The sequence below is a fragment of the Jezberella sp. genome, from assembly GCF_964834465.1.
Map to the genome: position 1 here is coordinate 18,358 of NZ_CBAZRM010000004.1, position 13,917 is coordinate 32,274.

14 protein-coding genes are annotated in these 13,917 nt (G+C 52.8%); 12 read left to right on the forward strand and 2 right to left on the reverse strand.

Annotated features, from left to right (window positions below; all coding sequences use genetic code 11):
• Window positions 1-9 precede the first annotated feature (9 nt).
• Both AC1W8Y_RS03800 and cysM read left to right on the forward strand, forming a co-directional pair.
• The gene (locus tag AC1W8Y_RS03800; RefSeq protein WP_482013141.1) at window positions 10-504 is read left to right on the forward strand and encodes a ComEA family DNA-binding protein; all 495 of its coding nucleotides are present in this window, start codon (window positions 10-12) and stop codon (window positions 502-504) included.
• Window positions 505-577: 73 nt separating this feature from the next.
• On the forward strand, window positions 578-1,504 hold the full coding sequence (gene cysM / locus AC1W8Y_RS03805; protein ID WP_482013142.1) for a cysteine synthase CysM: 927 nt from the start codon (window positions 578-580) through the stop codon (window positions 1,502-1,504).
• Window positions 1,505-1,530: 26 nt separating this feature from the next.
• Here the strand turns inward: cysM and mltB are convergent, their stop codons facing one another.
• Together mltB and acuR are read right to left on the reverse strand one after the other, a co-directional pair.
• Window positions 1,531-2,679, reverse strand: coding sequence for a lytic murein transglycosylase B (gene mltB, locus AC1W8Y_RS03810; protein ID WP_482013143.1), 1,149 nt, complete (start codon window positions 2,677-2,679; stop codon window positions 1,531-1,533).
• A 37-nt stretch (window positions 2,680-2,716) separates the two neighbouring features.
• On the reverse strand, window positions 2,717-3,355 hold the full coding sequence (gene acuR, locus AC1W8Y_RS03815) for an acrylate utilization transcriptional regulator AcuR (protein WP_482013144.1): 639 nt from the start codon (window positions 3,353-3,355) through the stop codon (window positions 2,717-2,719).
• Window positions 3,356-3,529: 174 nt separating this feature from the next.
• Between acuR and AC1W8Y_RS03820 the strand changes: the two genes are divergently transcribed.
• The 10 genes from AC1W8Y_RS03820 (at window position 3,530) to AC1W8Y_RS03865 (ending at window position 13,916) form a co-directional block, all read left to right on the forward strand.
• A complete protein-coding gene (locus AC1W8Y_RS03820; protein ID WP_482013145.1) occupies window positions 3,530-4,297 on the forward strand; it encodes an ABC transporter ATP-binding protein in 768 nt (255 codons plus the stop codon).
• A gap of 1 nt (window position 4,298) precedes the next feature.
• The gene (locus tag AC1W8Y_RS03825) at window positions 4,299-5,000 is read left to right on the forward strand and encodes an ABC transporter ATP-binding protein (RefSeq protein ID WP_482013146.1); all 702 of its coding nucleotides are present in this window, start codon (window positions 4,299-4,301) and stop codon (window positions 4,998-5,000) included.
• Between the two features lie 38 nt (window positions 5,001-5,038).
• On the forward strand, window positions 5,039-6,265 hold the full coding sequence (locus AC1W8Y_RS03830; RefSeq protein ID WP_482013147.1) for an ABC transporter substrate-binding protein: 1,227 nt from the start codon (window positions 5,039-5,041) through the stop codon (window positions 6,263-6,265).
• A gap of 46 nt (window positions 6,266-6,311) precedes the next feature.
• Entirely contained in the window at window positions 6,312-7,169 is an 858-nt protein-coding gene (locus AC1W8Y_RS03835; RefSeq protein WP_482013148.1) for a branched-chain amino acid ABC transporter permease, read from the forward strand.
• Window positions 7,166-8,155, forward strand: a complete 990-nt coding sequence (locus tag AC1W8Y_RS03840; protein ID WP_482013149.1) for a branched-chain amino acid ABC transporter permease — start codon at window positions 7,166-7,168, stop codon at window positions 8,153-8,155. Before AC1W8Y_RS03835 ends, AC1W8Y_RS03840 begins: the two co-directional genes overlap by 4 nt.
• Before the next feature lie 2 nt (window positions 8,156-8,157).
• A complete protein-coding gene (locus tag AC1W8Y_RS03845) occupies window positions 8,158-9,324 on the forward strand; it encodes an acyl-CoA dehydrogenase family protein (RefSeq protein WP_482013150.1) in 1,167 nt (388 codons plus the stop codon).
• Between the two features lie 44 nt (window positions 9,325-9,368).
• A complete protein-coding gene (locus AC1W8Y_RS03850; RefSeq protein WP_482013151.1) occupies window positions 9,369-10,388 on the forward strand; it encodes a zinc-dependent alcohol dehydrogenase family protein in 1,020 nt (339 codons plus the stop codon).
• 7 nt (window positions 10,389-10,395) lie between these two features.
• Window positions 10,396-11,940, forward strand: coding sequence for an acyl-CoA synthetase (locus tag AC1W8Y_RS03855; RefSeq protein ID WP_482013152.1), 1,545 nt, complete (start codon window positions 10,396-10,398; stop codon window positions 11,938-11,940).
• 230 nt (window positions 11,941-12,170) lie between these two features.
• On the forward strand, window positions 12,171-13,097 hold the full coding sequence (locus tag AC1W8Y_RS03860; protein WP_482013153.1) for a histone deacetylase family protein: 927 nt from the start codon (window positions 12,171-12,173) through the stop codon (window positions 13,095-13,097).
• Between the two features lie 69 nt (window positions 13,098-13,166).
• Entirely contained in the window at window positions 13,167-13,916 is a 750-nt protein-coding gene (locus AC1W8Y_RS03865; protein ID WP_482013154.1) for an electron transfer flavoprotein subunit beta/FixA family protein, read from the forward strand.
• Window position 13,917: the final 1 nt, after the last annotated feature.

Sequence of the window (13,917 nt, forward strand, 5' to 3'; positions counted from 1 at the left end):
GGAGATCTGATGAATCCGTTTTTGCATGATCCTGTTGCCCAGCCTTTTGTTACCCGATCAGCCAATGGTTGGTGTCGAGTTTTTCCGCAGCACCGCACACGCGCGTTGGCGCTGGCCGCTGGGATGAGTCTCGGCTTCTCGGCGCAGGCGATAGATGTTAATTTGGCCTCGATCGATGACCTGCAACGCATCCGCGGGCTTGGGCCTCGAACCGCGGCCATTATTGTGCAAGAGCGCGATAGAGCGGGGCGATTTGAATCTTTGCAAGACTTGTCCGATCGCGTCAAAGGACTAGGGCAGCGTCGGTTGCAATCCTTGCAAGCGGCTGGCCTCGTGGTTGAGTCGACGGATGGTCCGACAGCCAGTGCAACGTCAGCCCGACCATCAACGCCTGCCGTTGCTAACGTCTCGACAGCGGCTAAAGCAAACACCCGTTCGAACAAACGTGTCACCGGCTTAAACCATGAGGTTCAGGCCACACCATCGATTGAAGTACTGCCGTGACAGGGATAGGTGTTTGAGCCGAGGGCGAGATCATCCCTATGACGCGCCGTGCGGTTTTGGGTATGATCTGAGCATGAACACGCAAACTTATCCCACCATTGAAGACACCGTCGGCAATACGCCGCTGGTACGGCTGCAACGCATCCCCGGCGCAGGCAATGATGCCCGAGGCAATGTCATCCTAGGCAAGCTTGAGGGCAACAACCCAGCGGGCTCGGTCAAAGACCGGCCGGCGTTGTCGATGATTCTGGGTGCAGAAGCGCGTGGTGATATCAAGCCAGGCGACACGCTGATTGAGGCGACCAGTGGTAACACAGGGATTGCCTTGGCCATGACGGCGGCCATGCGTGGCTACAAAATGATTTTGATCATGCCGGATAATTTATCCACCGAACGTCGAGCCTCGATGGCTGCGTATGGTGCCAGATTGATTCTGACGCCTGCCAATCAGGGTGGGATGGAGCACGCAAGAGACCTCGCCAGCAAAATGCAAGCCAATGGTGAAGGCAAGGTACTAGATCAGTTTGCTAATCCGGATAATCCGTTGGCACATTTCAAGACAACGGGGCCTGAACTTTGGGCCCAAACGGGGGGGCGCATCACTCACTTTGTGAGTGCCATGGGGACCACAGGCACCATCATGGGGGTTTCACGGTATTTGAAATCTCAAAACCCAGCAATTTGTATCGTCGGTGCTCAACCCGCTGAGGGATCACAAATCCCGGGGATCCGCAAATGGCCAGAAGCCTATTTGCCTTCGATTTATGATGCTGGACGAGTCGATCAGTTTGAGTCGATCGAGCAAAAGGATGCTGAAGCCATGGCAAGACGCCTTGCAGCAGAAGAGGGTATTTGTGCCGGTGTGTCCGCCGCGGGTGCCTTGGTTGCCGCCTTGCGCGTGGCAGAGTCAGTGAGCAACGCCACCATCGCCTTCATTGTTTGCGATCGCGGTGACCGTTACTTATCGACTGGGTTGTTTAACGAGCAACCCGCCAGCTGACGTTCGAGCCACCAGCAATGTTTTGGTTAGTGACCGGCCAGCGCTTCTGACAAGTCGGTAATAGCAGTCGCGTAGAAGTAGCTGTGGTTGTATTGCGTCAACGCAAAGAAATTCGGGGTTGCGGTTCTGAACTCAGTTGTTCCGACTGCCTCTTCTGGTAAATCAATCACGCCAAGCGCCGAACGCATCCACGCTTGATTTGCCGCTTGACCAGCGTTGAGGTGAGCACCAGCTGCCATCAATTGAGGCCAGTCTAAGTTCGGTTTAAGACCGCCATCAACGAGGCTAGCTGCATTGCCGGGCAACTGCACGGGTACAAAAATCGGTAATCCTCGTTGCCAACCGTGCTCGACCAGATAATTGGCAATCGACATGATGGCGTCGGCAGGGTTCATGTTCAAGTCAATTTTGTTTTGACCATCGGCACTGACGGCGAAGCGTTTGATGCTGCTTGGCATGAATTGAGGGATACCAACGGCACCCGCGTAAGAGCCTTTCAGCGTGCGGGCATTCACCTTGCCAGTGAGATCGAGCTCGATCAAATCAGCCAAATTGTCGCGAAACAGAGCCGCACGCTCGGGTCTGCTCGCATCGGGATAATCAAAGGCCAGTGTTGCGAGTGCATCTAATGCCCGAAAGTTACCTTGGTTTTTGCCATAAAGCGTTTCAACCCCGATCAGGGCGGCAATGACATTGCCCGGCACCCCATAGCGCTCGGTCGCACGGCTTAAAGCGGTGGCGTTCTGTTGCATAAACGCTTTGCCTTGACTAATCGTGACCGAATCGAGCCGACGTCCACGATAAACCTTCCAGCTTTTAGGGGGACGTGGTTGCCCGCTTGGCACAGGTGCGATCAGTTTGGCGACCGTGACGCTATAGCGAGCCTCGGCAAGCAACGCTAAGATGGCAGATTCAGGCAAATGACGGGTTGCCGCAAGTTGACTTGCAAACCTCTTGACCTCGTCGCGCCGAGTCGACGCAGCAAACTCATCGGCTGGGGCATTCGGTTGTTCAGCCTCAGGGGTTGGTTCGCTAGCGCCGATTCTTATAGAGGATGAGCTAGGGCCCGACGTTTTGTCGGTGGCGACGGGATCGTTCACGGTCGTACACGCAACAAGCGCAGCGGCAACACTCGCTATTAAAAAAAGTCGGATCATGCGAGCTAAATAAGTCATAACAACCCTCAAAAACGACAGTATGAATGGCCTCTGCTTACTTGCTTTTCGCCAGCGTAAAAAACAGACTTGCAAACTGATCCAGTGGCGCGGTGTTTTGCGTCAGCTTGGCTCTCAGGATTGCCCCTTCCCACCCAATCCAGAAGAAATTGGATAGGGCAGCCGTGTCAGTATCAAGAGACAGTTCCCCCAGAGAAACTGCACGATCCAGACAGGCTTTAAGCATGATCTCCCATGAGACTAAAACGGCCTCTAATTGAAGTCTGAATTCATCGTTCAAACTCGCCAGTTCTTGTCCCATGTTACCGATCAGGCAACCACGTTTAAAACCGTAGCGGATCATACCGTCTTTACCCTCATCCACAAAACGCTGAACGCGCTGCAGTGGCGTTAAAGACGCGTCGGTAAATATACGATTCATCTTTTCAGCATAAAACTCGACATAATTTTCGATCACCGCTACACCAAAGTCTTGTTTGCTTTTGAAGTAATGGTAGAAAGATCCCTTCGGTACCCCGACGCGAGAGAGTATCTCTTCGATTCCGGTACTGAGAAAACCACGTTCGGTCAGCAACTCGGTCCCGCACCAGACTAGCGCTAGGCGGGTTTCTCCGTTGGCTTTGGCTTGGAGCGATCGGGGTAGGGTCGACGACGCGACACTGTCGGTGAGTGGCATGGATTTCAGTGCTCCCTGCTGATTATTTGGTTGTGTCTGAACACACGCTAGGGTTAGTCCCGATTTGTTTACTAGACGACCAGTCTATTATATCGACAGCTCAAATGCTATCCGTAAAAACCAGATAATGACAGCAATGCTTCGCAACGCTGATTTAGGCGACAAATTAAATAGATGGCCACACCCTTACTGACACTACGAAAGCTGGACAAGCGCTTCGGCGGGGTTCATGCAGTCAAAGCGCTTTCCCTCGATATTCATGCAGGAGAGGTGGTCGGTTTGATTGGTCCCAACGGATCAGGTAAATCCACAACGGTGAACTTGATCTCTGGCACAGCTCAGCCCACGAGTGGCACGCTGACTTTTGGTGATCGTGATGTGACCTCGACATCGATTGTCGAACGCGTTCGCCTGGGATTAGCCCGAACGTTTCAAACGACCAGCGTATTTGGCGAGTTTTCCTTGTTTGATCATGTATCGCTGGCGTGTCATACCCGATACCAGCACTTGAGTTGGACAGATGTGTTGAGAAGACCGGCCGCTCGCACGGAAGTGGTCAAACAGCAACGTAAGGCAGAACAAATTCTTGAGATGGTTGGATTGACAGAGGTCATTGACCGGTATGGATCCGAGGTATCTTCAGCACAGCAACGCCTCTTGATGATCGCCACTGCACTGGCGACTGAGCCTAAATTGTTGCTGCTCGATGAGCCAGCCGCCGGGATGGTGGCGAAAGAGCGAGCAGAACTCAGCGCCGTGATTCATAAAATCCGCGAACAAGGCATCGCTGTCATGGTGATAGAACATCATATGGGTTTAATCATGGATGTGTGCGAGCGGATTGCCGTGTTGAATTTTGGGCAGAAAATTGCCGATGATCTGCCTGAGGTGATTCGCGCCGATCCTGCTGTCATTGAAGCCTATCTAGGGGCGAGTGTCTGATATGTTGACGGTCAAGAATTTGCGCGCTGGCTACGGCAAGACTGACGTGTTGCACGGGATCAGTTTTGAGGTCAAGGCAGGGCAGTGTGTCACCTTGATTGGGGCCAATGGCGCTGGAAAGTCCACCACACTGCGCTGCATTACAGGTTTGTTGCCTGCGCGCGAAGGGCAAGTCGTTTTCGAAAGCCAGGATATTAGTCGTGCCTCGGGTCATGCCATTGTTCGCGCGGGTATCACGATGTGCCCCGAGGGCCGGCAGGTGTTTGCCGAGATGTCGGTGACTGAGAATTTAAAAATGGGTGCCCATACGCGCCGCGACACAGAGCAGCGTAGTGACTTAGACAAGATGATGGACATGTTTCCCGTGTTGCGCAAACGGGCCAAGCAGATGGCAGGCACCCTGTCAGGTGGTGAACAAGAAATGCTTGCGATTGCACGCGCCCTGATGTCTCGGCCAAAACTTTGCATCTTTGACGAACCGTCTTTGGGGCTTGCCCCCAAAATCGTTCAGGAAGTGGGAGAAACAATTGCTCGAATCAAAGCAGATGGCATGACCATCTTGCTTGTTGAGCAAAATGCCAACATGGCGCTGGGCTTAGCTGATCAGGCGTATTTGGTTGAAGCGGGTGAAATTGTTTTGCAGGGAACGGGTAAAGAGTTAATGTCTAATCCAGAAGTCAGTAACGCCTATCTTGGCCACTAATCAAGAGTAAAACTCAAAAAGTTACAAGGGAGACCGCTATGCACCAATCAACTCGTCAGTTTCTTCTCAACGCGATCGCGGTAGCGACACTGGCCACCGGTGTCGGTGTCGCGGTGGCGGCAGACAAGACGCTTGATATTGGCATCTCTGATTCATTGACCGGCCCAGGCGCCGTATACGGATTGCCACAGTCGAACGCAGTGAAGATGGCCGCCGATGAAATTAATGCGCAAGGTGGCATCAAAGCTGGTGCCGATACCTATAAATTGAACGTGATTTCATATGACGACAAAGCGAATCCAACCGAAGGCACGAACGTCGTGCGCAAGTTGATCGACCGCGATAATGTGAAATACATCGTTGGCTTCTGTTGTTCGGGCCCGACCAGTGCGGTTGCCTCGTTTATCGCCAAAGAGCCAGTCGTGATGTTGGTGGGTAACGCAGCCGAACGTAGCATCACCACGCAAGGTGCCAATAACTTGTTGCGCACACGCCCCCCAGCAGACTTCACGGGTGCGGCGGCAGGTACCTTTGTTGCGCAAAAAGGCGCCAAAAAAATTGCTGTCATTGGTAATCTGGATATTTCGTTTTATACACAGTACCTGGACGCCTTCGAGAAAGAATTTACCAAAGGCGGTGGCACCATCGTTGCAAAAGAGTCTTTCGGTTTGAAAGACCGCGATATGACCCCTCAGCTAACCAAAATTCGGGCCCTGGCGCCTGATGCGCTGTTGGTGATCGGCTACGTTGAACCCGCTGCCTTCGTGTATCGACAAGCCCTTGAAATGGGGATGAATGTGCCACGCTTTGGTTTCACGAGTGGTAGCGAAGAGCAGTTTCTCAAAGTAGCGACCTCCGAGCAGATGGAAGGCGTGTGGGATTTGCGACCAATCGAGCTAACGCTCACCGCGCTCGGTCCCGTGGCACAAGCCTATGCCGTCAATTACAACAAGAAGTTTGGTCTCGCGGCGGCACCCAGCTCTCCTTATGCGTACGACCAAGTGTATGTGCTGAAACACGCGATCGAGGCAGCTGGTACGGTAACTGATGCCGCTAAGGTTGCTGAGGCAGCACATAAAATCGCCATCCCCAAAGAGGCCGTCATGAAGTATCTTGCGGTGGCTGGCAAGATGTTCGATGAGAATGGTCAAGCCTACACCGCGAACGGGGCATTCCAGTGGCAAAAGGGTAAGTGGGTTTATGTTTCCGATTTGCCTTCTGATGCGATGGTTTATTCAGCCTTCTTGAAAACCCTGCGCAAGTAAGCGTCTCGCCCTTGTTATCAACTAACCTCCTTGTCGTGAGTTGTGCGTGACAGAATTTCTACAGCAAATTTTTAATGGCTTGGCGATCGGTGCCGTCTACACACTGATTGGCATTGGTCTGACGATTGTGTTCGGGATTCTGGGGATCGCGCATTTTGCTCACGGTGTGGTGGCGATGTCGGGGGGCTACGTTGCCTTTATTCTCATCGAGAGGTTTGGCCTGCCATTTTTTGTCGCGGTATTGGTGGCGATGTTGGCTGGTGCGCTTTTTGGTGTGCTTATCGAGCGACTCGCGTATCGGCCCGTGCAAAAGGCGCCACCGATCAATGCCTTTATTATTGCTTTGGGGTTGACCATGATGCTAGACGGTTTGAATCTGGTGACCTTCGGCCCTGATCAAATCGTGGTGCGTACGCCTTACACACATGTCTATCACGTCTTAGGGATTGTGATGACCGAATTGCGGTTAGTCATCATGACGTGTACGACGGTATTACTAGCCGCGATGTGGTTCTTTGTGAGTCGCACCAAAACAGGTCGGGCGATTCGAGCAGTTGCCCAAAACAGAGCTGCGGCAACCCTGATGGGGGTAAATGCCAACGCTGTGTCCTATGTGGTGTTCGGTATTTCTTCAGCGCTGGGGGTAGCGGGTGGGGCACTCGTTGGTGCGATGCTGGCATTGGCACCAGGGCTCGGTGAAAGTCTGGTGATTAAGGGCTTTGCGGTGCTGATTTTGGGTGGCCTTGGCTCTATCCCGGGGGCAGTAGTGGGTGGCTTGATTCTGGGCGTGAGTGAGTCTTTAGCGGCTGGCTATATCTCTTCGTCCTACAAGGATGTCATTGCCTTCGCGGTGATGATTGTGGTGCTGCTGTTTAGACCCGAAGGATTATTGGGTAAAAAATGAAAACCGTCCCGAGCAACATCCCTATCAGAACGCTTGCGTTGATCGTTGTGATCACCTTGCTGTTTGCAATGCCGCTATTCCTGACCGTGCCGTATTTCCTGCATCTAATGATCCTTGGTTTGATATGGGTCGTGATTGCTCAAGGCCAGAACTTGATCCAAGGCTTTACCGGTTATGTCTCGATTGCTTCGGCGGGATTTATGGGGGTCGGTGCGTATGCCTCAACGCTGCTGGCAATGCGGCTAGGGCTACCTGTCTGGCTCTGCTTGCTCGGTGCACCACTGATCTCAGCAGTGATTGCGTTGTTTGTCGGTTATCCGAGCTTGAGAGTCAAAGGGCATTACTTTGCCATCGTGACCTTGGCCTACAACTTGGTAATCGTCATCGTTCTCAATAACTTCACCTCGCTCACGGGCGGCGAGGGGGGGATCCCCCATGTGCCAAGACCAGAAGGGTTCAGTTTTTTCGGTCATCCGATTGCTTTTGATACGCGCGAGGCCTACTACTATTTGGTCTTGCTAGCAGCTATTTTCGCGACGGTGGTCTGTGCCTTGATCTTGCATTCAAGAGTGGGGCACGTGTTGCTATCGATTCGACAGAATGAGCCGCTGGCTCAAGCGGTGGGGATCGAAACCTGGCGTTATAAATTATTTGCCTTTGTCATGAGTGGCGCTTTTGCTGGTCTGGCGGGCGCGTTGTACGCGCATTTCATCGGCTTTTTAAACCCCGAACCCTTTGGCGTCGATCAGTCGTTGAATGCGATTTTGGCGGTTATTTTGGGCGGTAGTGGTACGTTAATAGGCCCGGCGGTTGGCGCTTTTTTGGTGATTGCGTTGCCCGAATATCTGCGCATTGCAGATACGCTCAGGCTTGTCGTCTATGGGGCTTTATTGATGTTGACCACCATTTATATCCCAAGAGGGGTGGTGCCACTTTTCGCAGGCTTCATTAACAAGCTGGGTTCAATGCTCAATAAAAGAGGGTAGCGATGGTGAACTGGTCGGCAAAAGAACAGCAATTGATCAAGGGGGCAGTCGAGGTTGCCGAGGCGGTTCGTCAGTGCCCCTTGCCTGACTGGAATTCAACACCCACCGCGACTCAACAGTACCTCAAATTAGCCGCTCAACATGGTTTGACGGGTATCCAGGTGCCCATGGCTTGGGGTGGTTCGCAAGCCTCCTTTCAATGCAAAGCGGCCATTGCCGAAACACTAGCAGGCGCTGATTTTGGTTTTTCGATGTCGCTCATCAATACGCAAAATATCGCGAGTATGCTTGCGCACTGGATGTCGGTGCCGCAAGCTAGCCTAGACCAAGCAGCACTGTCGGCACCGCTCATCCGAGATTTAGTCGCCGCAGAAAAGACCGGGTGCACCGCCCTGACCGAACCACATGCCGGTTCTGACTTCGCCGCGATTAAGACACTTGCTGTCCCTCACGATCAGGGTTGGCTTATCAACGGTGAAAAATCCTGGATCATTAACGCTGAATTTACCGATGTCGTGGTGATGTACGCGCAAACGCGGGCCGGATCGGGGGCTGCGGGCATTGCGGCCTTTTTGATTGATGCACATCGAGCTGGTTTTGAACGAAACACTCATTTCGGCAGTCAAGCAGCCGCCTCGCTTGGTACCAGCAGTTTTAAACTGAATGGCTATATCGCTCAAAAGACTGAATTGATTCATCCCGCTGGCTTAGCCTTTAAACGTGCCCTTGAATCGATCAACGGCGCACGAACCTACGTGGCCGCAATGTGTTGTGGGATGGTTGCCGAATGTTTGAAAATCGCAGCGAACTATGGCGCGACACGAACCGCGTTTGGGGTGACGCTTGCAGAGCATCAAGGGTGGCGCTGGCGGATCGCAGAGGCTGCGGTTGACCTTGAGGCAGCCAGACAACTGGTGCAGGCCGCGTCGCAAGCGATTGATCAGCAGCAACCTGTGGTCGAGCTTGCCGCGAAAGCAAAAGTATTTGCGGTGAGAATGGCAGAGAAACACACGGCCGCCTTGCTCCACAGTATGGGTGCCAATGGCCTGAGGGATCACTATCCCTTTGTACGTCACATGACTGGCGCTCAGATCGCAAGTTTTACGGATGGATCCACCGAGATGATGCTCGAACGGATCTGCAAAAGTGAGTTGTCGACCAAGCCCTGAGTGACTTGGTTGGGCTCGTGGGATTGAACAAAGGGATAGACGAAATGCGTGTTTTTCAGATTGAAGGTGAGTGGGGCCTAGATAACTTAAAAGTTGGCGTGCGGCCCGATCCCAAACCCGGCCCTGGTCAAGTGCTACTGCGTATGCGCGCATCGTCCATTAACTATCGAGATCCGATCGTCCCCGAACGAGCGTATGGATCTCAATCGGGCGATTTGCCGTTGATTCCGGTGTCAGATGGGGTGGGCGATGTGATTGAGATCGGTGCCGGCGTGACACGAGTCAGCGTTGGTGATCGTGCCTGCCCTGCCTATTTTCAGAGATGGATTTCTGGTGAACCGAACGCCAACCGGCTAACGCAGTCGCTTGGGGGGCCGCTTGATGGCACCATGGCTCAATACATGTGTCTGTCTGAAGAAGGCGTGGTTAAAGTGCCGACATACTTGACGAATCTTGAGGCATCGACCTTGCCATGTGCCGCACTGACGGCGTGGAGTGCACTGGTTGAATGTGGTCACCTCAAACCTGGTGAGCAGTTATTGATTCAGGGGTCGGGTGGGGTGGCGTTGTTTGCTTTGCAATTTGCCAAGATGCTAGGCGCACGCGTCACCGTGATTTCTTCGAGTGACGCCAAAATTGAACGGCTCAAAGCGATGGGTGCTGATGCCACCATCAACTACCGTGAAACGCCAGAGTGGGGTAAAGCCGCGAGGGCGCTGACCGAGGGGCGTGGCTTTGATCACATCCTCGAAGTAGGGGGTGAAAAAACCTTGCCTCAGTCTCTGCGTTGCATTCGTCCGGGCGGTACGTTGTCCATGATCGGGATTTTGTCTGGTGGTGCGATGTCTACGTCGCTTGGCTTGATCATCACCCGGCAAGTGAAATTGCAAGGCATTACGGTGGGCCATCGCGATGGGCTCGAGGCCATGATCAACGCCATGGCTCTTCACCAAATTCGGCCTGTCGTTGATAAAGTTTTTGATTTCGAAGACCTTAAAGCGTCTTTTGACTACCTGAAGACCGGTGCCCAATTCGGTAAGATTTGTATCAATCATGATCGTTGAGCGGCGAATGCTTTATCCGATCGGGGATGTCAGGCAAGATCCTCAAGCCATTGCGTATCGCATGTGTGGATCACAAGAGCAAATTACCTTCGGTGAGCTAGACGATGTGTCTAACCGGGTGGCAAACTTGTTACGCGCTTGCGGTGTTGAGATCGGCGATCACATTGCGGTGTTGCTCAAAAATCAGAAAGAGTTTCTTGAAGTCTGTTTTGGTGCTGAACGAGCGGGTGTTTATTACACAACCATCAGCACTCGTCTGACCGAGGCTGAGATCGCGTTGATTGTCGAAGATTGCGGGGCTAAGGTTTTAATCTGCGCAGATGAACTCATCGGCTCGGCCGCACTCGCCAAAGCAAAGTTGGGCGAGTTCCTTCATTGTTTCGTGGTGGGCAAGCCTAAAGGAGACATCGCCCAAGGATGGATTCGTTGGGCCGATGCGTTGTCGACTCAGTCTACTTCTCCCATTGCCGACGAGGCACAGGGGTTGGACATGCTCTATTCGTCAGGTACCACAGGCAAACCAAAAGGGGTGAAATGGCCTCGACCAGCAGGGCCATCGGGCCAGCGAACCTTTCTTGTCGAGCTGCTCGACGGGCTTTATGGCTATGGTGACAATTGCCGGTATTTGTCGCCGGCGCCGCTCTATCATGCAGCACCGCTGCGGCACAGCATGACCACGATCAAGCTCGGTGGTGAAGTGTCAATCATGGAGCAATTCGACGCAGAGCAATCGCTCGCGCTGATTGAACGTTATCGCATTACCCACAGTCAATGGGTGCCCACCATGTTTGTGCGCATGCTAAAGCTCGCGCCAGAGGTTCGTCAACGCTATGATTTGAGCTCATTGCGAATGGTAGTTCACGCCGCTGCGCCGTGCCCTGTGGACGTGAAGTTGCAAATGATTGATTGGTGGGGCCCGATTATTTATGAATATTACGCAGGCACTGAAAACAATGGATTCTGTTCAATCACCTGCCAAGAATGGTTGAAACACCAAGGATCAGTCGGTAAGTCTGCGCTCGGCGTCATCCATATCTGCGATGACGAAGGTCATGAATTGGCAGTTGGCGAAACTGGTTTGGTTTATTTTGCTGATGGTCCGGATTTTCTGTATCACAACGACCCTGAAAAGACGGCTGAAACCCGCAATGCGCAAGGCTGGTCAACGCTGGGTGATATTGGTCGAGTTGACGATGAGGGCTACCTTTATCTGGTTGACCGCAAAGCCTTTATGATGATCTCCGGCGGGGTGAATATCTACCCGCAAGAAGTCGAAGCGGTGTTAATTGGACATCCAGCGGTCGCCGATGTCGCTGTTTTTGGGATCCCGAATGTGGATTTTGGTGAAGAGGTCAAAGCCGTTGTCCAGCTGCTCGATCACCAGCAAGCGAGCGATACGTTAGCGCTCGAACTCATTGCCTATTGCAAAGCGAATCTGGCTGACTACAAGTGTCCGCGCAGCGTTGATTTCGAAGCAGCACTGCCACGTCATCCGACGGGCAAGTTGTATAAAAAAGTATTGCGCGACAAGTACTGGCCTCAGCTGCGGTGATCGTTCAGGAATGCTCAGTCATATTAAGTTCCGTTTGATGGCATAAAAGCTCCAAAAATTCGGTCTTGCACCCCGTGCCCATTCTGCGTTTAGGAGTCAGAACGATCTTGCCATCAGGGGTGGTGTTCAGTGTCGTGTCGAATCACAAGGGAGGATACACTTGACGGGCTGATCTGCGATAACATCACCGGATAACAATGCTTGTTTAGATAAAAATATATTGCCTGGTCATGGAGACTTTATTCATCACACACCCCTCATGTCGTTTGCACGACATGGGTGAATGGCATCCCGAGTCGCCACTGCGCTTAGACGCCATCTCAGACCAGCTGTTATCAAGTGGTTTAGGTAAGTTTTTGATTGAGTGCGATGAGGTGCCAGAGGCCACTCGGATGCAACTCGAACGCGTGCATGGGGCAGCGTACTTAGATGAATTAGCGCGACAGTCGCCCAGTGAGGGTTACTTCAGGATCGATCCTGACACGTCGATGAACCCCCACACCCTTAACGCCGCCTTGCATGCTGCGGGTGCCTTGGTGTTTGCAGTAGACCAAGTGCTGCAGGGCCGGGCGCAGACTGCGTTTTGTGCAGTCCGACCCCCAGGGCATCATGCCATGCCCAATCAGGCGATGGGTTTCTGTTTTTTGAATAATGTGGCGATTGGGGCGGCTCATGCCTTATCGCAACATGCGCTTGATCGCATTGCTATCATCGATTTTGATGTGCATCACGGTAATGGCACAGAAGCGATGTTTGCAGGTGACGATCGCGTCTTGATGTGCAGTTTTTTCCAACATCCGTTTTATCCGCACAGGGGCGACGAGCCCTCATCCCCGAATATGCTCAATATCCCCGTGCCCGCTTACACCAAGGGCATGGATATTCGTGAGATCATCTCAACGTATTGGTTGCCTGCGCTAGAGGCGCATCGGCCTCAAATGATTTTTATATCGGCCGGGTTTGACGCACATCGCGAGGATGATCTTGGACAACTAGGCTTGGTTGAGGCCGACTATGTCTGGATCACTGAACAAATCCTTAGGGTCGCAGACCGGCATGCTCAAGGGCGAGTTGTCAGTACGCTTGAGGGAGGCTACAACCTCTCTGCGCTGGGGCGCAGTGTCGTGGCACATATCAAGGCGTTGGCAAAGTTGTAGAATAAGCTGATGTTTATCAATTAGCCTGCTTCCTCAAGAGCTAGGCATATATTTTCTGGAGACTGCGGGATGAAGGTGCTTGTGCCTGTTAAGCGTGTCGTTGACTATAACGTCAAGGTGCGCGTCAAGTCAGATCAATCAGGCGTGGATATTGCGAACGTCAAAATGTCGATGAACCCTTTCGACGAAATTGCGGTTGAGGAGGCGACTCGCTTGAAAGAGAGCGGTGCTGCGTCAGAAGTCATTGCCGTCTCTTGCGGCGTTGCTCAATGCCAAGAAACCCTTCGCACGGCGATGGCAATTGGCGCTGACCGTGGCATTTTGGTGCAGACCGACGTTGAATTGCAGCCCTTGGCCGTCGCCAAATTGCTGAAAGAGATCGCACAAAAAGAGCAACCTCAACTGATTATTCTTGGTAAGCAAGCCATTGACGATGACGCTAACCAGACTGGTCAGATGCTTGCGTCTTTGCTGGGCTGGTCACAGGCGACCTTTGCGAGCAAGGTTGAAATCGGCGCAGGCATTGCGCGCGTCACACGTGAAGTGGATGGTGGTCTTGAAACGATTGAGCTCAAATTGCCCGCCATTGTCACGACCGATTTGCGTCTCAACGAGCCGCGCTATGTGACCTTACCCAACATCATGAAGGCGAAGAAAAAGCAGTTGGATACGTTTACCCCTGCTGACTTAGGGGTTGATGTTACGCCGCGACTCAAGACCGTTAAAGTGTCCGAGCCACCTGCACGATCGGCCGGTATTAAGGTGCCTGATGTGGCAGCGCTTGTCGATAAACTCAAGAACGAAGCAAAGGTGATTTGAT